Origin of the sequence: Ferrovibrio sp. (assembly GCF_025869515.1) — a bacterium.
GTDB lineage: Bacteria > Pseudomonadota > Alphaproteobacteria > Ferrovibrionales > Ferrovibrionaceae > Ferrovibrio.
Genome location: NZ_JAOZVR010000053.1, coordinates 1 through 25,509, shown reverse-complemented (window position 1 = coordinate 25,509; position 25,509 = coordinate 1). Strand labels below are relative to the sequence as shown.

At 65.3% G+C, this 25,509-nt stretch carries 22 protein-coding genes; 17 read left to right on the top strand and 5 right to left on the bottom strand.

The window, feature by feature from the left end:
• Window positions 1-63 precede the first annotated feature (63 nt).
• Together OJJ21_RS09180 and OJJ21_RS09175 are read left to right on the top strand one after the other, a co-directional pair.
• On the top strand, window positions 64-738 hold the full coding sequence (locus OJJ21_RS09180; protein ID WP_297685389.1) for a GntR family transcriptional regulator: 675 nt from the start codon (window positions 64-66) through the stop codon (window positions 736-738).
• Window positions 739-934: 196 nt separating this feature from the next.
• On the top strand, window positions 935-1,384 hold the full coding sequence (locus OJJ21_RS09175) for a DUF4145 domain-containing protein (RefSeq protein ID WP_297685387.1): 450 nt from the start codon (window positions 935-937) through the stop codon (window positions 1,382-1,384).
• Window positions 1,385-1,405: 21 nt separating this feature from the next.
• On the opposite strand, the gene OJJ21_RS09170 is transcribed toward OJJ21_RS09175, so the two are convergent.
• Window positions 1,406-2,329, bottom strand: coding sequence for a DMT family transporter (locus OJJ21_RS09170; protein WP_297685386.1), 924 nt, complete (start codon window positions 2,327-2,329; stop codon window positions 1,406-1,408).
• A gap of 166 nt (window positions 2,330-2,495) precedes the next feature.
• Here OJJ21_RS09170 and msrA point away from each other — a divergent pair, with 166 nt between their 5' ends.
• The 4 genes from msrA to OJJ21_RS09150 all read left to right on the top strand — a co-directional run bounded on the left by msrA (window position 2,496) and on the right by OJJ21_RS09150 (window position 5,973).
• Window positions 2,496-3,158: a peptide-methionine (S)-S-oxide reductase MsrA gene (gene msrA, locus OJJ21_RS09165; protein WP_297685384.1), complete on the top strand. Its 663-nt coding sequence runs from the start codon at window positions 2,496-2,498 to the stop codon at window positions 3,156-3,158.
• A gap of 42 nt (window positions 3,159-3,200) precedes the next feature.
• A complete protein-coding gene (locus OJJ21_RS09160) occupies window positions 3,201-3,662 on the top strand; it encodes an Lrp/AsnC family transcriptional regulator (protein WP_297685382.1) in 462 nt (153 codons plus the stop codon).
• Window positions 3,659-4,288: a LysE family transporter gene (locus OJJ21_RS09155; RefSeq protein WP_297685380.1), complete on the top strand. Its 630-nt coding sequence runs from the start codon at window positions 3,659-3,661 to the stop codon at window positions 4,286-4,288. Before OJJ21_RS09160 ends, OJJ21_RS09155 begins: the two co-directional genes overlap by 4 nt.
• Before the next feature lie 89 nt (window positions 4,289-4,377).
• A complete protein-coding gene (locus tag OJJ21_RS09150; RefSeq protein WP_297685378.1) occupies window positions 4,378-5,973 on the top strand; it encodes an ABC transporter substrate-binding protein in 1,596 nt (531 codons plus the stop codon).
• A 96-nt stretch (window positions 5,974-6,069) separates the two neighbouring features.
• Here OJJ21_RS09150 and OJJ21_RS09145 read toward each other — a convergent pair whose 3' ends face one another.
• A complete protein-coding gene (locus OJJ21_RS09145; RefSeq protein ID WP_297685376.1) occupies window positions 6,070-6,840 on the bottom strand; it encodes an NAD kinase in 771 nt (256 codons plus the stop codon).
• 135 nt (window positions 6,841-6,975) lie between these two features.
• Between OJJ21_RS09145 and OJJ21_RS09140 the strand changes: the two genes are divergently transcribed.
• A complete protein-coding gene (locus OJJ21_RS09140) occupies window positions 6,976-7,485 on the top strand; it encodes a molybdopterin-guanine dinucleotide biosynthesis protein A (RefSeq protein ID WP_297685374.1) in 510 nt (169 codons plus the stop codon).
• Between the two features lie 30 nt (window positions 7,486-7,515).
• Window positions 7,516-9,090 (top strand): ABC transporter substrate-binding protein, encoded by a 1,575-nt coding sequence (locus tag OJJ21_RS09135; protein ID WP_297685372.1) that lies wholly within the window; start codon window positions 7,516-7,518, stop codon window positions 9,088-9,090.
• A 36-nt stretch (window positions 9,091-9,126) separates the two neighbouring features.
• On the opposite strand, the gene moaA is transcribed toward OJJ21_RS09135, so the two are convergent.
• The 3 genes from moaA to OJJ21_RS09120 form a co-directional block, all read right to left on the bottom strand.
• On the bottom strand, window positions 9,127-10,119 hold the full coding sequence (gene moaA, locus OJJ21_RS09130; protein ID WP_297685370.1) for a GTP 3',8-cyclase MoaA: 993 nt from the start codon (window positions 10,117-10,119) through the stop codon (window positions 9,127-9,129).
• A gap of 155 nt (window positions 10,120-10,274) precedes the next feature.
• A complete protein-coding gene (locus tag OJJ21_RS09125) occupies window positions 10,275-12,965 on the bottom strand; it encodes a GNAT family N-acetyltransferase (protein ID WP_297685368.1) in 2,691 nt (896 codons plus the stop codon).
• Between the two features lie 24 nt (window positions 12,966-12,989).
• Complete coding sequence (locus tag OJJ21_RS09120) at window positions 12,990-14,480, bottom strand: oligosaccharide flippase family protein (protein WP_297685366.1); 1,491 nt, start codon at window positions 14,478-14,480, stop codon at window positions 12,990-12,992.
• A 70-nt stretch (window positions 14,481-14,550) separates the two neighbouring features.
• Here OJJ21_RS09120 and OJJ21_RS09115 point away from each other — a divergent pair, with 70 nt between their 5' ends.
• The 9 genes from OJJ21_RS09115 (at window position 14,551) to OJJ21_RS09075 (ending at window position 25,245) form a co-directional block, all read left to right on the top strand.
• Window positions 14,551-16,245, top strand: a complete 1,695-nt coding sequence (locus OJJ21_RS09115) for a tetratricopeptide repeat protein (protein ID WP_297685364.1) — start codon at window positions 14,551-14,553, stop codon at window positions 16,243-16,245.
• Window positions 16,242-18,212, top strand: a complete 1,971-nt coding sequence (locus OJJ21_RS09110; protein ID WP_297685362.1) for a tetratricopeptide repeat protein — start codon at window positions 16,242-16,244, stop codon at window positions 18,210-18,212. Before OJJ21_RS09115 ends, OJJ21_RS09110 begins: the two co-directional genes overlap by 4 nt.
• Window positions 18,209-19,687 carry a tetratricopeptide repeat protein gene (locus tag OJJ21_RS09105; protein ID WP_297685360.1) on the top strand — a complete coding sequence of 493 codons (1,479 nt, stop codon included), beginning with the start codon at window positions 18,209-18,211 and terminating at the stop codon, window positions 19,685-19,687. Before OJJ21_RS09110 ends, OJJ21_RS09105 begins: the two co-directional genes overlap by 4 nt.
• Window positions 19,688-19,917: 230 nt before the next feature.
• On the top strand, window positions 19,918-20,742 hold the full coding sequence (locus OJJ21_RS09100; RefSeq protein ID WP_297685358.1) for a flagellin: 825 nt from the start codon (window positions 19,918-19,920) through the stop codon (window positions 20,740-20,742).
• Between the two features lie 133 nt (window positions 20,743-20,875).
• Entirely contained in the window at window positions 20,876-21,700 is an 825-nt protein-coding gene (locus OJJ21_RS09095; RefSeq protein WP_297685358.1) for a flagellin, read from the top strand.
• 159 nt (window positions 21,701-21,859) lie between these two features.
• Window positions 21,860-22,276: a flagellar biosynthesis repressor FlbT gene (locus OJJ21_RS09090; protein ID WP_297685356.1), complete on the top strand. Its 417-nt coding sequence runs from the start codon at window positions 21,860-21,862 to the stop codon at window positions 22,274-22,276.
• A complete protein-coding gene (gene flaF / locus OJJ21_RS09085) occupies window positions 22,233-22,595 on the top strand; it encodes a flagellar biosynthesis regulator FlaF (protein ID WP_297685354.1) in 363 nt (120 codons plus the stop codon). The genes OJJ21_RS09090 and flaF overlap by 44 nt, the downstream gene beginning before the upstream one ends.
• Before the next feature lie 31 nt (window positions 22,596-22,626).
• Window positions 22,627-24,873, top strand: coding sequence for a tetratricopeptide repeat protein (locus OJJ21_RS09080; RefSeq protein WP_297685351.1), 2,247 nt, complete (start codon window positions 22,627-22,629; stop codon window positions 24,871-24,873).
• A gap of 147 nt (window positions 24,874-25,020) precedes the next feature.
• A complete protein-coding gene (locus tag OJJ21_RS09075) occupies window positions 25,021-25,245 on the top strand; it encodes a hypothetical protein (protein ID WP_297685349.1) in 225 nt (74 codons plus the stop codon).
• Window positions 25,246-25,509 lie beyond the last annotated feature (264 nt).

Sequence of the window (25,509 nt, the reverse complement as noted above, 5' to 3'; positions counted from 1 at the left end):
CGGCGGCCATGGTGGCGGCCTGGCGGTCCGGCTGGTAGAGTGGGGGCAGTTCCGGAGCGCCAGATGAACCAGTTGAAACCGGAAAGCGACCTCGACCTCGCGGGCAAGCAGACGCGGGCCGGCAGCCTGCGCCAGCGCATCGCCGACGAGATCCTGTCCGGCCGCCTGCCGCCCGGCACGCGGCTGGAGGAGCAGGAGCTGGCCGACCGTTTCGGCGTGTCGCGCACCCCGGTGCGCGAGGCGCTCAAGGCGCTGGTCGAAACCGGGCTGGTGGAAATCCGCCCGCATCGCGGCGCGCTGGTGGCGATCCCGTCGCGGCAGCATATGCACGACCTGTTCGAGGTGATGCGCGAGCTGGAAGCCATCTCGGCGCGCTATGCCGCCCAGCGCATGACGGCGGCCGAACGCAAGAAGCTGCAGGATTTCCACGACCGCACCCGGATTCTCGTCCGCGACGGCGAGATCGACGCCTATGCGGCGATGAATGTCGGCTTCCACACCCTGATCTACGAAGGCACGCATAATACCGCGCTGGTGGAAAACACCATGGCGGTGCGCCAGCGGCTCTCGCCGTTCCGCCGCGCGCAGTTCAGGCTGGTCGGCCGCCTGGCGAGTTCATTCGCCGAACACGATGCGGTGGTGCGCGCGATTTTGCAGGGCGATGCGGCGGCGGCAGAAGTGGCGATGGCGCATCACATCGGCACGGTGGATACCGTGTCAGAAGAGTTTACGCGGTAATAATATGGCGAGCATACAGCATAACTGCCCGCACTGTCTGACTGCCGCCGCAGGTTTTAGCATTCAGTATCAGTATACGATCGGGTCTTCATCTCCGGTGGGGCACAATTATATGTGCTTTGCCAAATGCGGCCGATGCGAAACAGGAATAGTTATTCAGTACGCTCCGACTAATAACAAAAGAACCGCGAGCCCAATGGAAGTTTCTGGCGATCCCGCTCTTAATGGCTGGATAGCTAAAAAAATTTGGCCCGAAGAAGAAGCGGTCGATATCCCTGATTTTCTTCCTGATAACGTACGTGTCCCGTTTCAGCAGGCTTTAGATAATCTGACTCGAAAAAATTGGGACGCTGCGGGGATGATGTTTAGAAAAGCCTTGGAAGTTGGAACTAAGGCAATTGATCCGTCATTAGCATCGAAGAAACTTGTCGTGCGTATCGACGAGCTCGCCGCTCGATATGCAATTACGCCTGATTTGAAAGATTGGGCTCATAAGATTCGTATTGGCGGTAATGATGCCGCACACGATGATGACCCCTTTGAAGAGACCGAAGCAGTAGACTTGGAGTATTTCTGCCGCCTCTTTCTGACATATGTATTTACATTGCCTGCTAAGCTGAAACAGAGAGTGGACTCGAATCCATAAATTAAGACTAATAAGTGAATATCACTCCACCGACACCGTCTTCGCCGCCTCGTCGCGGCCGCGCAGATGTTCGCGGTGCAGCACGTAAAGCCCGCTGGCCACCACGATGACGATGCCGGCCCAGGCCAGCAGGTTGGGCATGTCGCCCCAGATCAGATAGCCGGCCAGCAGAGCCCAGATCAGGCCGGTGTAGCGGAACGGGCCGACCGTGGCGAGATCGCCATGGCGGAAGGCATCCACGATCAGCAGATAGCCGATGATCAGGAAGGCGCCGGCGCAGGCCAGCAAGGTGTATTCCCGCCAGCCGATGGCGACCCAGCCCTCGAAGGCGGAGAGCACCAGCGCGCCGCCGGTCACGAAAACCGAATTGGTTGTGGCCACGATCAGGGAGGGAATGTCATGGCCGATACGCCGCGTGCTGAGGTCGCGCGCCACGACGAAAATCGTGGAGCAGAGCGCGACCAGTGCATAGGCGTTGAAGCCTTCGGCGCGCGGCTGCACGATCAGCATGATGCCGCCGAAGCCGACCGCCACCGCGGTCCAGCGCCGCCAGCCGACCGGCAGATTCAGAAATACCGCCGCCACGGCGGTCATCATCAGCGGCGAACTCATGTTGATCGCGGTGACATTGCCGATCGGCATGTGGAACAGCGCCGCGATGAAGAGCAGCGTGGCGATCAGGTCCAGGCTGCTGCGCGTCATCACCGCCGGATTGACCGCGCGACGCAACTGGCGGGCCTGGCCGGTGGCAAAGACCAGCGCCAGCAGCAGCAGGGTGGCCATGGCATTGCGCAGGGTGATCAGCTGGCCGGTCGGCATGCTGCTGCTGGCCAGCTTCACCAGGCTGTCATTGGCGACGAAGACGGCCATGCCCAGCATCATCGACGCAACGCCACGGCGGGTGCCGGTGCCGATCAGGCGGGTGTAAAGCGGGAAAGCGGGCACGATCAGTTGCGGATAAGGGGGGCGAAACGCGGGGTTGTGATTTTGATTTCCTTGGGCAGGCACACTACCTTGTATGGCAACCGCTGCAAACCGGAGGCGCCGCAGGGCAGGGCTGTGCAGAACGCAGTCCTCTCCTGACGCTTCCGCACCACGTCCGGAGGAAGCCATGTGGTTCCAGACCCCGCGTCACAAGACCGAAATGCCGCCGCGCGACAGGGCGCTGCCCGGCCGCGCCACCGCGATGCCGGTGCCGCCAAAGCATTACGTCAACGGCAATCCGCTCAAGGGGCCGTTCCCCGCAGGCATGGAGGTCGCGATCTTCGGGCTGGGCTGCTTCTGGGGCGCCGAGCGCAAATTCTGGGAAGCCGGGCCGGGCGTCTACAGCACATCCGTGGGCTATGCCGCCGGCTATACGCCGAATCCGACCTATGAAGAGGTCTGCACCGGCCTGACCGGGCATAACGAGGTGGTGCAGGTGGTGTTCGATCCGGCGAAGATCGGCTACGGCGCGCTGCTGAAACTCTTCTGGGAAAGCCACGATCCGACCCAGGGCATGCGCCAGGGCAACGATAGCGGCACGCAGTACCGTTCGGGCATCTACACCACCACGCCGGCGCAGCAGCAGGCGGCCGAGGCCTCGCGCGACGCCTACCAGGCGGCGCTGACCAAGGCGCGGCGGGCGAAGATCACCACCGAGATCGTCCCGGCGCCGGCCTTCTATTATGCCGAGGCGGATCACCAGCAGTATCTGGCGAAAAATCCCAATGGGTACTGCGGGTTAGGGGGCACCGGCGTGTCCTGCCCGGTTGGCCTGGAAGTTGCGCAGTAGATTTTCTTGAGTTTTCTCCATTATTCGGCATAAATTGCCGGTATGGATGAATTCGACAGGAAAATACTAGAGCATATACAGGTTTTCGGCCGATCCTCCTATGGCGAGATCGGCGCGGTGGTCGGCCTGTCGGTCTCCGCCGTCAACGAGCGGCTGAAAAAGCTGGAGAAAAGCGGCGCCATCGCCGGCTGGACCGCGCGGGTCGATCCGCTGGCGGTCGGCAGCCCGGTGCTGGCCTTCGTCTATGTGCTGATCGAGCGGCCCGAGCATGAGGCCGCCTTCCTGGCGCTGGTGCGCGAGGAGGCCGCGATCCAGGAATGCCATCATGTCGCCAGCGACTGGTCGTATCTGCTGAAGGTGCGGGCGGCCAGCCTGCTGGCGCTGGAGCAACTGGTGGCGCGGCGCATCAAGGCGCTGCCCGGCATCCCGCGCAGCCAGACCGTGATCGTGCTGTCGACCGCCAAGGAAACCGCCGCGGTGCCGGTTGCCGTGTCGCCGCCATGACGCCCGCCGTCGAACTTTTTCTGCGCGGCATCCTGCTCGGGCTGGCGGTCGCCGCGCCGGTCGGGCCGATCGGCGTGCTGTGCATCCAGCGCAGCCTGGCCGGCGGTTTCTGGATGGGGTTCAGCGGCGGCATCGGCACGGCGGTGGCCGATGCGGCCTATGCCGCACTGGCTGCGGCCGGCTTCGCCATGCTGGCCGGCAATCTCGGTTCCGTGGGCCCGGTGCCGGTGCAGCAGATCCTGCAATGGGGCGGGGCGCTGTTCATCGCCTGGCTCGGCTGGCGCACCTTTTCGGCGGTGCCGCCGGCGGAGGCCGCGACGGGCGCGGCCGAGCAGAATCGCCCGCTGCGGCTGTTCGCCGTCACCTTCGCGCTGACCATGAGCAACCCGGCGACGATTCTCTCCTTCGCCGCGCTGTTTGCCGGGCTGGGGCTGGCGGCCGATCCGGGCCTTGCGGCAGCGGCCAGCGCGGTTGCCGGGGTTTTCATCGGTTCGCTGCTCTGGTGGGCGCTGCTGAGCGGCAGCATCGCTGCGTTGCGGCGGCGCGTCGGCCCGGAATTGCGCCGCTGGATCAACCGCGTCGCCGGCCTGGTGCTGATCCTTTTCGCAATCGCACTCGTGACCTAGCCGGCTCTTGTTTCGTTTCGCCTGAATCGGCAAGCTGCCTCCCAGTTTTTGCGGGCGCAACGACGCGCCATTGAGGGGAGATCAATCCGATGATGATGCGATGGAAAACGCTGACGGCTGCTGTTGCGCTGTCGGCCGGCATGTTTGCGATGCCGATGCTGACCGCCCAGGCCGTGGCGCAGGAACTGAAGATCGGCATTTCGACCGAGCCGAGCGCGATGGACCCGCACTATCACAATCTCGGTCCGAACAATCAGATCGCCTTCACGATTTTCGATACCCTGATCCTGCAGGACGAAACCCAGAAGCTGACGCCCGGCCTGGCCGAGAGCTGGAAGTCGATCAACGACACCACCTGGGAATTCAAGCTGCGCAAGGGCGTGAAGTTCCATGACGGCTCGCCCTTCACCGCCGCCGACGTGGTCTTCTCGCTGGCGCGTCCGGCCAAGGTGCCGAACAGCCCGTCGCCGTTCACCCTGTTCACCCGCAGCTTCAGCGAAGTGAAGGTGATCGACGACTTCACCGTCCAGTTCGTCACCAAGGCGCCGGCGCCGCTGCTGCCGACCGATCTCAGCCGCGTCGCCATCATGTCGTCCAAGGCCGCCAAGCCCGATGTCGCCGAAGGCATGACCACCGAGGCGCTCAGCAAGGGCGAGGGCCTGATCGGCACCGGCCCCTACAAGTTCGTCGAATGGACGCGCGGCAACCGCATCGTGCTGGCCGGCAATGCCGCCTACTGGGGCGACAAGCCGAAATGGGAAAAGGTCACCTACCGCCCGATGTCGAATGACGCGGCGCGCGTGGCAGCCCTGCTCGCGGGCGATGTCGACATGATCGAGAACCCGCCGCCGGCCGACCTGAAGAAGCTGCGCGAGAATCCGAATGTGAAGATCAGCCAGGCCGTGTCCAACCGCCTGATCTACATCCATCTCGACAGCTTCAGCACGCCGACCACCGTGGGTATCCCCGATGCGGATGGCAAGAATCCGCTGAAGGATGTGCGCGTGCGCAAGGCGCTGTCGATGGCGATCAACCGCGAGGCGATCACCAGCCGCATCATGGAAGGCCTGGGTCAGCCGACCGGCGACTTCCTGCCCAGCCCGATGTTCGGCACCCGCAAGGATGCCAAGCCGGAGGCCTATAACGCCGATGCCGCCAAGAAGCTGCTGGCCGAGGCCGGCTATCCGAACGGCTTCTCGATCACCCTGGGTTCGCCGAACAACCGCTACATCAACGACGCCGAAGTGGCGCAGGCGGTGGCGTCGCAGTGGACGCGGATCGGGGTGAAGACCAAGGTGGATGCCACCACGGCGACGGTGTTCTTCAAGAACCGCGACTCCTTTGCCTATTCGGCCTATCTGGCCGGCTGGGGCGCCGGCACCGGCGAAATGTCGGATCCGCTGCGTTCGCTGGTGGCCACGCCGGTCAAGGAAAAGGGCTTCGGCGGCACCAACAAGGGCCGTTACTCGAACCCGCAGCTCGACGCGATCATCGAACAGGCGCTCGGCACCGTCGACAACGCCAAGCGCGAAGCCCTGCTGCAGCAGGGTTCGAAAATGGCGATGGACGACCAGGCGCTGATCCCGCTGCATATCGAGGTAACGCCCTGGGCGACCCGCAAGGGCCTCAGCTACAAGGCGCGCGCCGACCAGTATACGATTGCCAATGGCGTGACCCGCGACTGACGCGGTGTGAAAGCCAGGTACAAACGCCGCGGAAGCAATTCCGCGGCGTTTTTTTATGTCAGGACGGGGCCGCGGAAGCAATTCCGCGGCGTTTTTTTATGTCAGGAACTGTTCGCTGAGGATGCGCTCTTCCAGGCTGTGCCCGGCATCGAACAGCAGGATCAGGTCGATTTCCGGCGCCTCGCGGATTTCGACGCTGGCCACGTCGCGCACCTCGTTGAAATCCGCGGTGGCCGAGACCGGCCGCTTGGCGGTTTCCAGCACGTCGATCTTCACCGTGGCGTTGCGCCCGAGCAGGGCGCCGCGCCAGCGCCGGGGCCGGAAGGCGCTGATCGGCGTCAGCGCCAGGGCGCCGGCCGAGAGCGGCAGCACCGGGCCATGGGCGGACAGGTTATAGGCCGTGCTGCCGGCCGGCGTCGCCACCAGGGCGCCGTCGCAGACCAGTTCCTCCACGCGCACGCGGCCATCGATCGAAATGCGCAGCTTGGCGGTCTGGCGGGTCTGGCGCAGCAGCGCCACCTCGTTGATCGCCAGCGCCTCATGCTGCTCGCCGTTGAGGGTGACGGCGCGCATGCGCAGGGGATGCACGGTGGCGGCCTGCGCTTCGGCCAGCCGTTCCACCAGGCTGTCTTCCCGGTATTCGTTCATCAGGAAGCCGAGCGTGCCCTGGTTCATGCCGTAGATCGGAATCCGGCTGGTCATATACTGGTGCAGGGTCTGCAGCATGAAGCCGTCGCCGCCCAGCGCCACGATGACATCGGCCTTTTCCGGCGCCGCATCGCCATAGCGCGAGGCCAGCCTCGCGCGGGCGGCTTCGGCGGTATCGCCTCTGGCCGCGACAAAGGCGATCTTGCTAAACTGCGTCATGCGAATACGTGCCCGCCAGCCAGGATGGGAAGACGTCAGACCTGAAATCCCCGGCAGTATAGCCAGTGGGACAGGGGGCGGACAGTCCCGGATGACACTGCCGGCTGGACGGGGCGATACCATGGGGGACCGGGGATGCCGACACGATCTGTTATGCCGCGCGTCATGCTGCAGGTGCGGGCCGCGCTCCTGTTGACGGCCACTTTGCTCGCCGGAGCGGCCGGCGCACAGGACGCCGACCGCCATGCCGGCTATTACTACCCGCCGATCACCTCGCAGGAGGACTACGCGACGCGCGCGGCGGTGATGCCGCAGGCGACCGGCGAGCTGCGGCTGGGCTTCGTCACCGGCCTGGCCTACCAGCAGAATGCGCGGCCCTATGCGCCGCCGTTTGTCGTGTTCGCCAAGGGCGAGACCTCCGAGCGACTGATCATCGTTGCCATCGGCCAGAACGGTTTCCAGGGTCTGTACCAGGCCCGCGCCGTGCTGGCGCATATGACCAGCATGGCGCGCGGCACGCCGGTCTTCCGCGAGAAGGGCCTGCAGGACGTTTTGACTTTCCTCGACCTGGTGCGCATGCTGGGTTTCGAGGAGCTGACCATTTCCGACGGGCAGAGTTTCGCGCATCGGATCACGCTCAAATAGTGACTGTAAAATAGAACAGAGGATTGCGTCATGACGATGTCGGGTTGGAAGGCGGCGGTTGCCGCGGCGGGTCTGGTGTTCGGTTTCGGTGCGGCGGCGCAGGCGCAGGAGCTGCGCATCGGCCTGTCGACCGAACTGAATTCGCTCGATCCGTATTATTTCAACCTGACGGTCAACAACCAGATCGCCTATTCGATCTTCGACACGCTGATCCGCCAGGACGAGACGCAGAAACTGACGCCCGGCCTGGCGGAAAGCTGGAAGACGCTGGACGACACCACCTGGGAATTCAGGCTGCGCAAGGGCGTCAAATTCCACGATGGCTCGCCGTTCACCGCGGCCGATGTGGTCTTCTCGCTGGCGCGCCCGGCCAAGGTGCCGAACAGCCCGTCGCCCTTCACGCTGTTCACCCGCACGGTCAGCGAGGTGAAGGTGATCGACGATCATACCGTGCATTTCCTCACCAAAGCCCCCACGCCATTGCTGCCCAACGATCTCAGCCGCGTCGCCATCATGTCGTCCAAGGTGGCCAGGGCCGATGTCGCCGAAGGTGTGACCACCGAGGCGCTCAACCGCGGCGAGGGCCTGGTCGGCACCGGGCCGTATAAATTCGTCGAATGGACGCGCGGCAACCGCCTGGTGCTGGCCGGCAATCCGGCTTACTGGGGCGGCAAGCCGACCTGGAGCCAGGTGATCTACCGGCCGATGTCGAACGACGCGGCGCGTGTCGCGGCCTTGCTGGCCGGCGATGTCGACATGATCGAGAATCCGCCGCCGGCCGACATGAAGAAGCTGGGCGAGAATCCGAATGTGAAGATCAGCCAGACGGTGTCGAACCGGCTGATCTATATTTCACTGGACCAGTCGGAGCCGACCGCCGGCATCCCCGATACCGATGGCAAAAACCCCCTGCGCGACGTGCGCGTGCGCAAGGCGCTGTCGCTGGCGATCAACCGCGATGCCATCACCAGCCGCATCATGGAGGGCCTCGGCAAGCCAGCCGGCGATTTCCTGCCCAGCCCGATGTTCGGCACCCGCAAGGATGCCGTGCCGACATCGTATAATCCGGATGCCGCCAAGAAGCTGCTGGCCGAGGCCGGCTATCCGAACGGTTTCTCGATCACGCTGGGCTCGCCGAACAATCGCTACATCAACGATGCCGAGGTGGCGCAGGCCATCGCCTCGCAATGGACGCGCATCGGCGTGAAGACCAAGGTGGATGCGGTGAATGCCACGGTGTTCTTCAAGAACCGCGACGAGTTCAAATATTCCGCCGGCCTGGTCGGCTGGGCAGCCGGCACTGGCGAGATGTCGAATCCGCTGCGCTCGATCGTCACCACGGTGAACAGGGAGAAGGGCTTCGGCGCCGCCAACAAGACGCGTTATTCCAATCCGGCGCTGGATGCCGTGGTCGAGGAGGCCCTGCGCACGGTGGATGCGGGTCGGCGCGAGATGCTGCTGCAGCAGGGCTCCAAGATGGCGCTGGACGACCAGGCGCTGATCCCGCTGCATATCGAGGTGACGAGCTGGGCCCTGCGCAAGGGTTTCAGCTACAGGGCCCGCGCCGACCAGTACACGCTGGCCAACGGCGTGACGAGGGACTGAATTCAGCTGCCGGTCTTAATCAACCGCCGGTCTTAATCAACCGCCCGTCACGCTCATGTGGCGCGGTACCGCCGTGGGGGCGTGGCGGCGGTCGATGATGAAGTCATGGCCCTTGGGCTTGCGGGCGATGGCGGCGCTGATGGCCTGTTCCAGCGGCGCATCGCTTTCCGACATGCGCAGGGGGCCGCGCAGGTCGGCGGCGTCGTTCTGGCCCAGGCACATATAGAGCGTGCCGGTGCAGGTGAGCCGCACGCGGTTGCAGCTTTCGCAGAAATTATGAGTCAGCGGCGTGATGAAGCCCAGGCGACGGCCGGTCTCGGCAACGGTGTAATAGCGCGCCGGACCGCCGGTCTTGTAGTCGGTCTCTTCCAGTGTCCATTTGCGCTGGATCTGCGCGCGCGCCATCGACAGCGGCATATACTGGTCGATACGCGCGGCCTCGCCGATCTCGCCCATCGGCATCACCTCGATCAGCACGAGGTCGAAGCCTTCATCGCCGCACCAGGCGATCAGGTTGTCGAACTCCATGTCGTTGACGCCGCGCAGCGCCACCGCATTGATCTTGACCTGCAGGCCCGCCGCCCTGGCGGCCTGCAGCCCGGTCAGCACCTTGTCGAGCTTGCCCCAGCGGGTGAGCTCGGTGAACTTGTCGCTATCCAGCGTATCGAGCGAGACATTGATGCGTTTCACGCCGGCCGCGGCGAGGCCGGCGGCATATTTCTCCAGCTGGCTGCCGTTGGTGGTCAGCGTCAGTTCGTCCAGCGCACCCGTCTTCAGGTGGCGGCCGAGGCTGTCGATCAGGGTCATGATGCCGCGCCGCACCAGCGGCTCGCCGCCGGTCAGCCGCAGCTTGCGCACACCCATGCCCACGAAAGCCGAGCAGAGCCGGTCGAGTTCTTCCAGGCTCAGCACGTCGGCCTTGGGCAGGAAGGTCATGTCTTCCGCCATGCAGTAGACGCAGCGGAAGTCGCAGCGGTCGGTGACCGATACGCGGAGGTAGGAAATCGAACGGCCGAACGGATCGATCATCTCTGGACGATCATCTCTGGAAACAGGGGCACAGTCACCGGGCCGGTCGCCCGGTGCGGATTACCGGTTAAGATAGAGAGGGGGGCGGGCCGCGGCAACCCCACCGGAACCCTGGGACAGAAAACCCTGGTGAAAAGTCGACAAAGGTCAGGTTTTCAGCCCTGCAGGGGCAGGCGCACCTCGATCACATCCATGCCCTGACCGCCCACGGTCTGGAAGCCCAGTTCGGCGGCGAGCGTCCGCATCGGCTGGTTTTCGCGCAGGATGTCGCCAACGATCTCGCGGGTGCCGCGCTGGCGGCAATAATCGATGATCTTGCGCATCAGGAATTCACCCAGCCCCTGGCCCTTCATGTCGGTGCGGACCAGCACGGCGAATTCGGCGCGCAGGTTGTCGGGATCGGTGATGGCGCGCACCACGCCCAGCGTCTCGTCATGGCTGTCGCCGCCGGCCGGACTGGGCCGCGTGGCGATGAAGGCCATCTCACGTTCGTAATCGATCTGGGTGAAACGCGCCATTTCGGTATGCGGCAGGGCGCGCATCGGCGAGAAGAAGCGCAGGCGGAAATCCTCGGCCGAGACGCTCTGCACGAAATCCTCATGCGCCGGTTCGTCCTCTGGCCGCACCGGGCGCAGCAGCACGGTTTCGCCGTTGCGCAGCGTGACGGTCTCTTCCAGGCCGCTGGGATAGGGGCGGATCGCCAGCCGATCATGGCCGGTCACCGTGCTGGGCCGGATCACCATGCGGGCATCCAGCGCCATCATGCCCTGGTCGTCGGCATAAAGCGGGTTGATGTCGAGTTCGGCGATCTCGGCATGATCGGCGATCATCTGGGCGACGCGGATCAGCAGCGCGGCCAGTGCATCGCGGTCCACCGGCGGGAAATCGCGATAGCCGGCCATCAGGCGGCTGACTTTGGTGCGGTCGATCAGATCATGGGCCAGATGCATGTTGAGCGGCGGCAGGGCCACGGCGCGGTCGCCGATGACCTCGACGCCGACACCGCCCTGGCCGAACATGATGGCCGGGCCGAAGATCGGATCGGTGAGCGCGCCGACGATCAGCTCATGGGCGCGCGGGCGGCGGATCATCGCCTGGATGGCAAAGCCGTCGATGCGCGCTTCCGGCCGGCGCTGACGCACGCGGGTCAGCATCGCTTCCGCCGCTGTCACCAGCTCGGCCTCGCTGCTCAGGTTCAGCGCCACTCCGCCGACGTCGGATTTATGCGTGATGTCGGGCGAGAGTATCTTGAGCGCGACCGGATAGCCGATGCGCTGCGCCGCCGCCACGGCGGCGGCCGGATCGGCTGCCGCCTCGGTCGGCACTGCCGGGATGCCATAGGCCGCGAGAATCCGTTTGCCCTCGATCTCGTTCAGCATGCTGCGGCCTTCGCCCAGCGCCGTGGCAATCACGCTGCGCACGGTGGCATGGTCGGGCTCGAAATCGACCGGCAGTTCGGCCGGGATTTCCATCAGGTTCTGCATGTTGCGGCGATAGTTCACCATATGCATGAAGGCGCGCGCCGCCGCATCGGGCGTTTCGTAGGAGACGAGGCCGGCCTCGGCAAAGGCCTTGCGCGCCGCCTGCACGGCTTCGCCGCCCGACCAGCAGGTCAGCACATTCTTGGGCGAGCCGCGGGCCGCCTCGATCACCGCCAGCGCCGGCGCCAGCGACGGCACGATTGCGGTCGGCGCATGCATCACCAGCACGGCATCGACGCCGGGATCGGCCAGCACGATCTTCAGGGCTTCGGCATAACGCTCGCTCGGTGCATCGCCGATGATGTCAACCGGATTGCCGTGCGACCAGGTCGGCGGCAGCACGCGGTCCAGCGCTGCCAGCGTGGTCGCCTGCAGGTCGGCCATCCGGCCGCCGCGTTCGATCAGGGTATCCACCGCCATCACGCCGGGGCCGCCGCCATTGGTGACGATGGCGAGCCGTTCGCCCGGCAGGCGACGGCTGCGCGCCAGCGTCTCGACGGTGCCGAACAACTCCTCGACGCCGTCCACGCGCAGGATACCGGCGCGTTGCAGGGCGGCGGTGTAGACATCGTCGCCGCCGGCCAGCGCGCCGGTATGCGAGGCGGCGGCCTGGGCGGCGCGCGCATTGCGGCCGGATTTCACCGCGACGATCGGCTTGTTGCGGGCGGCCGACCGCGCGGCCGACATGAATTTGCGCGCGTTCTTCACCGACTCGATATAGAGCAGGATGGCGCGGGTCTGCGGATCGGTGGCGAGGTAGTCGATGATGTCGCCGAAATCGACGTCGGCGGAATCGCCCACCGAAAGGAAGTGGCTGAAGCCGATGCCGTGCTGTTTGGCCCAGTCGAGCACGATGGTGCAGAGCGCGCCCGACTGGCTGACGAAGGCGAGTTGGCCGGGCTGCGCATCGGTATGCGCGAAACTGGCATTCAGCTTCAGGCCGGGAATCAGCAGGCCGATGCCGTTGGGACCGAGAATGCGCAGCAGGTAGGGCTTGGCGGCATCCAGCATGGCCTGCTGCAGGCTGCGGCCGTCTGCGGTTTTCTGTGATGACAGTCCGGCGGTCAGCACCACGGCGGCGCGGCAGCCGAGCGCGCCGAGCTGCTCGATCTGCTCCGGAACGGCCTCGGGCGGCACGGCAATGACGGCAAGGTCGGGAATGCCGGGCAGGGCGCGCACGGATGCGTAGCAGGGCAGGCCCTGCAGAATCTTGTATTTCGGATTGACCGGCCAGATCGCACCGATGAAGCCGCCGCGGACCAGATTGTCGAGCACGACGCTGCCGACGCGGGCGGGCGTGCCCGAGGCGCCGATCACGGCGACCGACTTCGGGGCGAAGAGTTTGTCGAGATTACGAATCGTCATGCGGCACCACTATAGCCCATACTGCTATAATACAGGGATGACGCGGGCATGACGGCATTGATGCAGCGCAATTGCGGCGGCTGCAACCAGAAGCATGCTCCAGACCACCAGCGGAAGATCGCCGAAAACCAGCATGGCGGCAGCGGCGCCTCCCAGCAGGGCGGTCAGCATCCAGGCCTGCGGCTGGATTTGCTGCGGACAGAGCGGCCGGGCAATCAGACCGAGACGGATGCTGGCGAACAGATTGGCGGCAAGCAGTGCGGCGGCGGCGCCGGTGGCCCCGGCGAGGTATGCGGCCGGCCAGATGGCGGCGAGGAACAGCGCCAGTGCGAGGGCACTGTTGCCGACCGCCCAGCCGGTGCGGCCATCGCGCAGCATGCCAGCCGTGAGCGGCGAGCGTACCGTCATCACCAGCCGGGACAGCAGCAGTAACGCGAACATGCCGGCACTCCCGGGCAACAGATCATGCGCCAGCACCAGGAACAGCGGTTCGCGCAACGCCAGCAGGAGGAGTGCGAAGCTGGCGCCGGCGGTCAGCATCACGCTGCTGATGCGGCCGAGAATCCGCGCGGCATCGGATTGGCGCAGGGCGTGATGCACCAGGCTGCCGAAGGCCATCAGGAAGGGCATTGCCAGCAGGCTCTCGAACAGCGAGGCGATGCGATTGACCACCAGGAACAGGCCGGCCGCCTCGATCGAAACCAGGGCCGCAATCAGGAAGCGGCAGATCGTATCGAGCGCATAGCGCAATGTCAGGCCGCCCATCATCGGCAGGCCATAACGCAGCAGCCGTTGCGATCGCGCGATATCGAAATCGAATGTCAGCCGCGGCAGCAGCAGGACCAGCGCGACCAGGGTGGCGATGCCCTGCGCGATCAGCTGCGCGCCGAGCAGGCCGGGCAGGCCGTAACCCTGCTCCACCACCATCCAGTAGCTGCAGCCCAGCAGCAGCACGAGCTGTGCCGCGGCGATCACGCCGGACAGTTTCACATGGCGCGCGGCGCGCAGTTCGGTCAGCAGCACCACCTGCGCCGCGCCGGTGAACAGCAGCGGCATCAGCAGCCAGGCCATCGGCAGCGGCGCGGCATCGAACTGCGCCATGACGGCCGCGTTGCCGAACAGGCCGGCCAGCAGGGCCCCGACGACAAGGCTGCCCGCGCCGCTCAGGATCAGGGTATTGCCGAGCAGCATCGGACGTTCGCCGGCCGGCAGGTGGGCATAATAGTAGAGATAGGAAAATTTCAGGCCGAGCAGCCCCAGCGTGAGGCCCTGCGTCAACGCGGTATCGACCAGGCTGAACAGGCCCAGTTCGGCCGGCGTCAGGCTGACGGTGATCATCGGCAGCAGCAGAATGCCGCCGAGGCTGAGCAGGCCGAGAGAGAGGAGATAACCGCCGAAGTCCTGCAGCAGGGCGCGGGTATAGGCGGCGGCTCCGGCCAGCCGTTCCGGTGCCGTATGCGTCATGGCGCCGGAATCCGATTCGGCCGGCTCGGGGGCTATCCGGAGAAAGGTCACATCTGCACTCCCGGATCGCCGGGGATTACCAATCCATTAACGCTCATGGCATAACAGTCGGCAGAATATCATGCAGCCCGACAGGATCGCCCAGAAAATCCGCCAGGCGCTTGCCACCGCCAAGAAGCTCCAAGCGAGCGGTCATTTTGGCGATGCCCGGCGAGCCTGCGAACTCGTGCTCAAGCTGGATGCCGGCAATGTCTGGGCGCATATCCGGCTGGGACTGATTGCGCGACAGGAGCGGCAGGGCGAAGCGGCGATCGCGCATTTCACCGCCGCGGTCGAGGCGGCACCCAACCATATCTATGCCATACAGCTGCTGGCGCGGACGCTGCGTGAAAAACGCCGGCTGGATGAGGCCGAGGCCCTGCTGGACCGTATTCTGCCGGTGTTGCCGCGCCCGGTGCTGAAATACGAGAAAGGGCGCTGCCTGCTCGACCGCGACGCCACAGCCGAAGCCGTGGTCTGGTTCGAGGAAGCGGCGGCAGAGGACCCGAAGAATGCGGAAATCCGCAGCATGCTGGGTATCGCCCGGCGCCGCAACGGCGACAAGGCCGGCGCGGTGGCGGCGTTCCGGACGACGCTGGACCTCAATCCCGAGGATGTCGCGGCGCTCAATGGCCTCGGCAATGACGCGCTGGAGCATGAAGACTTTGCCGAGGCGGCAAACTGGTATCGCCGCGCACTGGCGATCCAGCCCGGCTTTGCCAAGGCACAGAAGAATCTCGCCTATACGCTCAGTCTGACCAACGACACCGCTGCGGCGCGCGCGGCCTTCGAACGGATTTTCGAAATCCGGCCCAACCTGGCCGAAGCCCATATGGATTATGGCCTGTTCCTGCTCTCCATCGGCGACTACGCCCGCGGCTGGCAGGAATACGAACATCGTTGGCGCTTCGATGGCTTCGGCGAACAGGACTGGGGTGGCGGCTTGCCACGCTGGGATGGCACATCCCTGCAAGGGCGCCATCTGCTGCTGTGGGGTGAGCAGGGCATCGGCGACCATATCCTCTACGGCACCATGTTGCCCGATGCGATCCGGCGCGCTGCCGGCACGGTGACCGTTGCCGTGGAGCCGCGCCTGGTGCCGCTGTTTGCCCGTGCGCTGATGCAGGAGGGCGTGACCGTCGTGGAACGCGGCGCCACTGTTCCGGCGGACATGCAATGCCCCTTCGGCAGCCTGGGCCAGTGGCTGCGGACGGACCCCTCGGCCTGCAGCGATGGCCGATATCTGAAGGCCGATGCCGCGCGCAGTACAGAGCTGCGCCGCCGCTATGCGGCCCTGGGCCGCCCGGGCGACAGGCTGGTCGGCCTGTCCTGGCGCAGCGCCAACTGGCATGTCGGCCACTACAAGAGTCTCAGCCTGGAAACCCTGCTGCCGGTGCTGCAGCGGCCGGGCCTGGTCTGGGTGTCGCTGCAATACGGCGATGTCGCAGCCGAGATCGCCGACTTTGCCAAACGCCACGGCGTCGCCATCCACCAGGATACCGAAATCGATGCGATGCGCGATCTCGATGGCCTGGCTGCGCAGGTCGCCGCCCTCAATGCCGTGGTCAGCAGCAGCAATTCGACCGTGCATATTGCCGGTGCGCTTGGCGTGCCCTGCGATATCCTGCTCTCGGTCGGGCGCGGCCGCATGTGGTACTGGCCCGCCTCCGGCACACGCTCGCCCTGGTATGACTCGGTGCGGCTGATCCGGCAGGCGCAGCCCGGCGACTGGAGCGCCGCCCTGCAGCAGCTCAGCCGTTTTCTGGATGCCCCATGACCGAAGCGCAGCCGGCAACACCGTCGCAATGGCTTCGTGCCGGGTTGCAGGCGCATGAAGCCGGTGCGCTGGCCCGTGCCGCCGACTGCTATCGCATTGTGCTGCAACTGGCGCCGGACCAGCCCGATGCGCTGCATCTGCTTGGCGTGCTGGCCGACCAGCAGGGCCGGCATGCCGAAGCGGTCGATCTGATCCGCCGCGCCATCGCGCGGGCGCCGCAGGCCGCCGATTTCCACAGCAATCTCGGCGTGGCGCTGCTGGGTCTGGACGAGAGGAGCGGTGCCATCGATGCCTATCGTGCGGCGCTGGCCCTGCAGCCGGATCACGCCGGCGCGCGCCGCGGCCTGATTCTGGCGCTGATGGCAGAACGCCGCATGATCGAAGCGCTGGAGCAGCTAGGCATCGCGGTCAAGGCCGAACCGCAGGCCGCCGATCTGCGCGATCTCGCCGGCCGGGCCCTGCGGGCCGGGCGGCGTTTCGAGGATGCGCTGCTGCATCATCGCAAGGCCATGGCGCTGGCGCCCGACGATGCCGATATCCGCGAGCATTATGCCGGCACGCTGGCCATGATCCAGCACCCGGACACCATGGCGGAAGCCGTGCGCGAGCTTCAGACACTGCTGGTGCAGCACCCCGGTCATCTCAATGCCCTGCTGCTGCTCGGGGTGCTGCTGATCAAGCAGCAGCGCGCGGCAGAGGCGCTGGTCCGTCTGGATCGCGCGGCGGCCCTCGATCCCGCCCGTATCGAGATGCTGGTCAATCGCGCCGTCGCGCTGCAGCTGCTGGGGCGCCATGACGAGGCCAGCCACGATATCGACCGCGCCATGCTGCTGGCCCCCGACGACTGCATCGTATTCGGCGGGCGCGGCACGCTGCGCGAACAGACCGGCGACTATCAGGGCGCGCTCGCGGATTACCAGGCGGCGCGTGCCGCGCAAGGCCATCGCACCGACGAAGCGGTTGCCGAAGTGGAATTGAAGCTCGGCCTGCTGCTGCTCTCGCTCGGCCGGCTCGCCGAGGGCTGGCCGCTCTATCGCATCCGCATGCAGACCGGCGTGCATGATCCGCGCGGCGCCACATTCCGCGAACGTCTGCCGGACTGGGATGGTGCGATCCGTCCCGGCCAGCGCGTCCTGGTCTGGGGCGAGCAGGGTATCGGCGATCAGGTGATCTATGCGCAGATGCTGCCCGAACTGGCGGCGCGCGGCGCGGTGCCGGTCTGTGCCTGCGACGCGCGGCTGGTGCCGCTGCTGCGGCGCTCCTTCCCCGATTTGCAGATCGAAGCGATGAATGCCGGGCGCGACAAGGAGATCGCCGCCATGGCCGGGATGCAGACCGGCATCGGCGGCCTGGGGGCGGTGCTGCGGCCGACGCTGGCGGAGTTTCCGCCGCCGCGCGCCTATCTGAAACCCGATCCGGCGGCAGTGGCCGAATTCCGCGCGCGCTATCGCGGCCAGTGTGACGCCCGGGGCAAGCGCCATGTGGTCGGCCTCACCTGGCGCAGCCGCAATGCGCTGTTCGGCGATTTCAAGTCGGTGCCACTGACCGCCTGGGGCGCCATCCTGAACCAGCCGGATGTGCTGTTCGTCGATCTGCAATACGGCGACACGGCGGACGAGCGCAACGCCGTCGCCGCGCAGCTGGGGATCGACATCCTGCATGACGACAGCGTCGACCAGCTCGCCGATATCGACCGCTATGCGGCACAGGCGGCCGCGATGGATCTGGTGATCGGCACCAGCAACAGCGGCCTGCATATTGCGGCCGCCGTGGGGCGGCCATGCTGGGCCCTGCTGCCGGCCGGCGCGGGCCGGCTGTGGTACTGGTTTCTCGACCGTGAGGACAGTCCCTGGTATGCCGATATGCGCCTGTTCCGTCAGGCGGCAGGGCAGGGCGACAACTGGGCGGCGACCATTCAGCGTGTTGCTGCGGCCTTCGGGCAGTGGCGCGGAGAACGCCGCCGATGAGCGACACGACGGCAACCCTGTTGCGGCAGGCCGTGGCATGTCATCGCGCCGGCGATCTGGCGGCGGCGCGCGCCGGTTACGAAGCCGTGCTGGTGCAGGATCCGCGGCAGGCCGATGCGCTGCACCTGCTCGGCGTATTGCAGGACCAGGCCGGCGATCATGCCGGCGCGGTGGCGCTGATCGAACGGGCGATTGCGGTGCAGCCGGCCGAAGCAGCCTTCCATGGCAATCTGGCGACCGCCTTGCTGGCACTGGGCCGCAGCGACGATGCGGCGGAGCGGTATATGCACGCGTTGTCGCTCGACCCCGATTATGTCGAGGGACATTACAACCTGGCCAACCTGCTGCGTCGCGAGGGCGCCACGGCCAGCGCCTGGCGGCATTATGAGGAAACGCTCCGTCTGCAGCCTGACCATGTGCAGGCGCGCAACAACCTGGCCATGCTGCTGTGGGAAGATCTCGGCGAGACTGCCGCCGCCGCGCAGCAGTTCGAGCTGTTGCGCAAGACGGCGCCGGACTGGGCGGCCGGTCGCATGAATGAGGGCCTGCTGCGCCTTGCGGGTGGCGACTATGCCCATGGCTGGCGCGATTACGAATGGCGCTGGCGCAATCCGGATTACAGGGAGCGTGACTGGGGACTCGGTCTGCCGCGCTGGGACGGCAGGCCACGGCCCGGTGCGAGCCTGCTGCTCTGGGGCGAGCAGGGGGCCGGCGACCAGATTCTCTATGGCACCATGCTGGAGGATGCGCAGCGCGTGAGCGGCGCGCGTCTGATCGTGGCGGTGGAGCCGCGCCTGGTCGATCTGTTTGCGCGCTCTTTCGCCGGTCGCGAGGTCAGCGTGGTGGCGCGCGGCACGAAGGTGGCGGCTGCCGCGCAATGTCCCTTCGGCAGTCTGGGACATTTCCTGCGCCGCAGCGAGGCGGATTTTGCCGGCAAGGGCCGCTATCTCGTCGCCGATGCGCGGCGGGTGCAGATTCTGAAAACCGAATACCACCGCATCGCCGGACCGGACCGGCGTGTGATCGGTCTGGCCTGGCGCAGTGGCAATGTCAGCATCGGCGCGCAGAAGAGCATAGCGCCGGCGCTGCTGGCGCCGGCATTGGCGCGCCCGGATATTCTCTGGCTCTGCCTGCAATATGGCGATGTGGCCGACGATCTCGCGCTGCTGCGCGAACAGGGTGTCGCCATCCACCATGATCCCGCCATCGATGGCTTCGCCGATCTGGACGGGCTGGCGGCGCAGCTGGCCGCCCTGGACGGTGTGGTCAGCGTCAGCACCACGGCCGTGCATCTGGCCGGCGGGCTGGGCGTGCCGACCCGACTGCTGCTGCCGCGCGGTCGCGGGCGGCTCTGGTACTGGCCCGGCGAGGGCGCCGACAGCCGCTGGTACGACAGTGTTTCGATTTTGCGGCAGGAGCGGCCGGATGACTGGAGTGGGGTTTTAGCGGCGGTTAACCAAGCTTTTTCGTCGTAATATATGAAATGTTGTTATATTTCAGTCATATGTGCCGATTTCGGCCGGTAATCCGTAGGCGTCCAATTCGTTAACACCCCATTAAGGTATTTGAAAAATAATGGCTTTTAGCAACGGGCAGACGTGCTGACATAGTTTTTCTGATTGACACTTGTTGTCGCAATCTGCTTTAAAGCCCGTAGTCCTCAAAAGAGGACGTCCATCTGTGATCCTAGAATAGGAGCTATAACATGGCTAATTCCGTAAATACCAACGTTGGCGCGCTCGTCGCTCTGTCGTCGCTGCGCAGCACCAATGCCTCTCTCGACGTCACCTCGAAGCGGGTTCAGACCGGCTTCCGTGTTGCCGACGCGTCTGACGACGCCGCGGTGTTCGCGGTTGCGCAGGGCATCCGCGGTAACATCAAGGCCTATGCCTCGGTGCAGTCCTCGCTGGCTGCCGGTGAAGGCCTCGGTCAGGTTACCGCTGCCGCGCTGACCGGCATTTCGAACCTGATCGGTGACATCAAGGCGAAGTTCGCCAATCTGGCCGACGGCTCGCTGACCACGGATCAGCGCGTTGTGTACCAGAACGACGTGAACCAGCTGGTCACCCAGATCCAGAATTACATCGGCCAGGCTGCCTATAACGGCAAGAACCTGCTCACTGCCGACACCTCGGTCACCTTCGTGGCCGACGTGACCGGTACGACGCTGACCCTGCAGACCAGCTCCTCGCTGTCGGCTGCTGCGTCGAGCTTCTCGAGCCTGTTCACCGGCGGCTACACCGCCGCGTCGAACTACAGCTCGGCGATTGCCGACCTCGGCACCCTGGAGCTGCTGGTCAACTCCATCTCGGCGCAGGTCGCGGCGCAGTCGCGCTCGATCGGTCTGCAGAAGGGCTTCGTTGACGACCTGGTCGACGCGACCAAGAAGGGCCTCGGCGCCCTGGTCGACGCCGACGTTGCCGCTGAAAGCGCCACCCTGCAGTCCCTGCAGGTCCGCCAGCAGCTCAACATCCAGGCGCTGTCGATCGCCAACCAGCAGCCCAACACCCTGCTCAGCCTGTTCCGTTAATAGAGTAACGAGACGCCGCCCCGTTCGCGGGGCGGCGTCTCTGTTTCTAAAACGCGTACACAGTCTTCGGTTCCGCTTCACACCCATTACATTGCTAACCGCCGCTTTCCTAGAAAAGGAAATGGAGTAGATCATGGCTAATTCCGTAAATACCAACGTTGGCGCGCTCGTCGCTCTGTCGTCGCTGCGCAGCACCAATGCCTCTCTCGACGTCACCTCGAAGCGGGTTCAGACCGGCTTCCGTGTTGCCGACGCGTCTGACGACGCCGCGGTGTTCGCGGTTGCGCAGGGCATCCGCGGTAACATCAAGGCCTATGCCTCGGTGCAGTCCTCGCTGGCTGCCGGTGAAGGCCTCGGTCAGGTTACCGCTGCCGCGCTGACCGGCATTTCGAACCTGATCGGTGACATCAAGGCGAAGTTCGCCAATCTGGCCGACGGCTCGCTGACCACGGATCAGCGCGTTGTGTACCAGAACGACGTGAACCAGCTGGTCACCCAGATCCAGAATTACATCGGCCAGGCTGCCTATAACGGCAAGAACCTGCTCACTGCCGACACCTCGGTCACCTTCGTGGCCGACGTGACCGGTACGACGCTGACCCTGCAGACCAGCTCCTCGCTGTCGGCTGCTGCGTCGAGCTTCTCGAGCCTGTTCACCGGCGGCTACACCGCCGCGTCGAACTACAGCTCGGCGATTGCCGACCTCGGCACCCTGGAGCTGCTGGTCAACTCCATCTCGGCGCAGGTCGCGGCGCAGTCGCGCTCGATCGGTCTGCAGAAGGGCTTCGTTGACGACCTGGTCGACGCGACCAAGAAGGGCCTCGGCGCCCTGGTCGACGCCGACGTTGCCGCTGAAAGCGCCACCCTGCAGTCCCTGCAGGTCCGCCAGCAGCTCAACATCCAGGCGCTGTCGATCGCCAACCAGCAGCCCAACACCCTGCTCAGCCTGTTCCGTTAATATCCGGTTTATACCGGGTGAGCGAAAGGGGGCCTTTGGCCCCCTTTCTTTTTGCCCGGTTACACAGGGTTTCTTGACGGGGCGGCGGAAGCGGGATAGCCCTGTCCCGGTGTCAACCCGATATGGAGGGAGGGGTCGCGATAATCCCCTCCGGATGCTGTGCCGCTCATTATTACCCTCAAGGCCGGTGAGAAATTCATCCTGAATCGCGCAGTACTCAGTCTGTCCAAGTCAGCCAGCATCATTATCGAAAATAAAGCTTCGTTCCTGCGCGAAAAGCACATAATGAAGCCGGAAGACGTGGATACCGGCGCTAAGAAAATCTACTACTACTGCCAGCTGGCCTATCTGTGGGAAGAGCAGTTCGACGAATATTATCCCCAGATCAAAGCGGCTTGTTTGGAGTTCGTTAAGGCCGCCCCGAGTACTCATGCTCTGATCGCCAATATAGGAGCCGCTTTGGTCCAGAAGGACTATTTCAAGCTCCTGAAACTGGCTCGACGCCTGATCGAGGTCGAGAGGAGACTGATAGATGTCGGGAAGAAACCCGTACCTGACGGCACAAAACACCCTTGAGTCGCCCCGGCAGCTGGAATACCGGCTGTTCTCTTCGGTCACGCGTGCCCTGCTGGATATCCGGCCGCTGATGCAAAGCAAGCAGCCATTGGATGTGGCGAAGATCGCCTCGGCGATCGGCTGGAATCGCGATGTGTGGAATCACCTGATGCCGGAAGTCCTGGACGAGGCCAATACCCTGCCCAAGGATGCCAAGGTCTCGCTGATCAACATCTGCATCTTCGTCAACAAGCATACCGACAAGATCACACTGGGCCAGTCGACCGATCTCGAGCCGCTGATCCAGATCAACCGCAACATCATGGACGGCCTGCGATAGCCGCCACAGGCGGTGTCGCTGAATTGCGCCGATGACCGGTCCTGCAATGGATTGGCGCAAACGTTTGCAGCATGCGGTCGCCCTGCACCAGGCCGGACGCCTGGCGGAAGCCATCACCCTCTATCGCGATGTTCTGACCGAGCGCGCCGATAACAGCGACGCCCTGCATCTGCTCGGCATGGCGCTGGAGCAGGCCGGCTTTGCCGTCCAGGGCCGCGCTTTCGTCGAGCAGGCCATCCGCAACGACCCGCAGGTCGCGGCCTACCGCAACAGCCTGGGCAATATTCTCCGCGCGCTGGGCGATACGGTCGCGGCGCGCGAGGCCTATCTGGCCGCGCTCAAGCGCGATCCGCATTCGGCCGAAGCGCATGACAATCTCGGCCTGCTCGATCAGGCGGCCGGTGACTGGCCGGCTGCCATCGCCCATTTCAAGGCCGCGCTGGCGATTGACCCCGCACTGCCCTCGGCGCAGTTCAACCATGCGGCCACCCGCTGGCTCGCCGGCGAACGCAGCGAGACGGCGGCGACGCTGGCCGGGCTGCTGCGTCGCATTCCGGCCTATACGGCGCAGGTGATTGTGCTGGCCAAGCGCTGCGCCGCGGCGCAGGACAGTGCCGGTACCGAACAGCTGGTTGCCCTGCTCGGCGATACGCTGCCCGCCGCAGAACGGCATTTCTTCGCCGGCATGCTGGCCCGCCTGCGCGGCGATGAGGTCATGGCTGAACATGAATTCGCGGCCGCGCTGGCCATCGATCCCGATCATGCCGAAGCCCTGCCGCTGCTGTCCGGCCTGCTGTGCGCGCGTGGCGCCTATGCGGAAGCCATTCCGCTGCTGCGCCGCCGGCTGGCGATAAAGCCCGACGATCACGCGGCGCTGACGGCGCTGGCCTCTGCCTGCACCCGGCTCGGCCAGTACGATGACGCACTTCCGTTACTGCAGCGCGCCCTGGCGGTCCGGCCGGACGACATGGCGCTGCTGGCCGATCTGGCGCAATGCTGCGACAGGGTGGAACGTCTCGACGAAGCCTGTGACGCGTATTACCGCATGATCGCGCTGCAGCCCGGCGAGGCGCTGGCCTATGCCAATGTCTCCGGCCTGGAGGTGCGGCGCGGCAATCTGGCCGCGGCGCGCAAGGCGGTCGATGCGGCGCTGTCGCTACAGCCGGACTCGGCCACGGCTTTAGGCAACCTGGCCAATATCTGCGGCCTGGAGAAACGCTTCGACGAGGCGATCGCCCTTTACCGCCGCCTGATCGACCGCAACCCCCAGGACGGCAACAGCCACAACAATCTCGCGCTCCTGCTGCTGCGGCTCGGGCGTTACGCGGAAGCCTGGCCGCATTTTTCCTGGCGCTGGCACAGCGCCACCTGGACCACGCCGGATCGCGGCCGCGGCCTGCCGCGCTGGGAGACCCGGGGGCAGCCGCCGGGACGGCTGCTGGTCTGGCGCGAACAGGGTATCGGCGACGAGATTCTCTATGCCAGCCTGCTGCCCGAGCTGGCCGCGCGGCCCGGCAGCGATCTCGTGCTGGCGAGCGATCCGCGGCTGGTGCCGCTGTTCAGCCGTTCCTTCCCGGGCATCCGGGTTGTGGCGGATGACGACACGCTGAATCCGCAGGCGCTTGGGCTGGCCTGCCAATGCCCGGCGGGCGATCTGGCGGCGCTGCTGCGTCCCGATGCGGCGGCTTTCACGCGCCATCCCCAAGCCTATCTCAAAGCGGATCCGGACCGCCGTGCGATGTTCCGTGCGCGGTATGCCGACCAGGAGGATGCAGAGGGGGGCAAGCTGCTGGTCGGTCTGTCATGGGCCAGCCGCAACCGCAGCGCCGGTCATCGCAAGTCGTTCTCGCTCGCTGCGATGGCACCGATCCTGCGCGAGCCGGGCTGCAGCTTCGTGTCGCTGCAATACGGCCCCAGCGTCGAGGATATCGCGGCCCTGCAGCGCGAAACCGGGCTGGACCTGCGGCATGATGCCGACGTTGACCCGTTGCGCGACATCGACGCGCAGGCGGCGCAGATTGCCGCCCTTGACCTGGTGGTGACGGTCAGCACGGCGGCGGCGCACCTCGCTGCGGGGCTCGGCATTCCGACGCTGATCCTGCTGCCCGACGACTGGGGGCAGTTGTGGTATTGGGGCGAGGAGGGCGAGCGCTCGCCATGGTATGCAGGGGTGCGGCTGTGCCGCAGCCAGGCGGGCCAGGACGGCGGCGAAATGATCGGCCGGGCCGTGGCGACGTTTCGCCGGATGCGTGCGGATTTGAAGCGGGAGGGGTTGTAGCCCCGAAGCGTCTCGGCAGACGCCGATTTCGTGCTAGAATTCCCCCGCTCCGCCGCAGCCGCGCCGCGTATTTACCTTCGATAAACCTAAATATGCGACCAAGGCGGTGGTTCAAACGACCGATTCGCAGAACAAGGGGGATATCCCATGGCGATGAACGAAGAAGAGCAGAGCAAGGTTACGCGGGAATCTTTCGTCGCGACGTGGGAAGCTCTGGTCAATGGCGGTATCAGCCGTGAGATCGTTGCCGCGATTGCGATGAGCATGGCACTGGCGGAACTGACCTCGCTGTTCGGCAAGGCGGTCACGGCGCATGGCCTGGAGAAGCTGCCCGACACGATCCGCTCGGGCGCTTTCGACGCCAGGAAGTAAGATCGCCTTACCTTCCGGCGCCTTGGCGCCGGACAACAAAAAACCGGCCACTGGCCGGTTTTTTTTGTGTCTGGAAGACAACTGCTTGCTCAGACCTTGATATCGAGCAGCTTGCCGGTACCGGGCGAGGTGGGGGCGGAGGCGGCCTGGATCTGCTTGATATTCTCAAGCCCGGCGGCAACGGCGCTCAGCACATTAAGCTGCGAATCGCGGGCAGCCCGAAGGCCCACGAACTACAGCTGCTGCTTGACGCCCGACACTTCC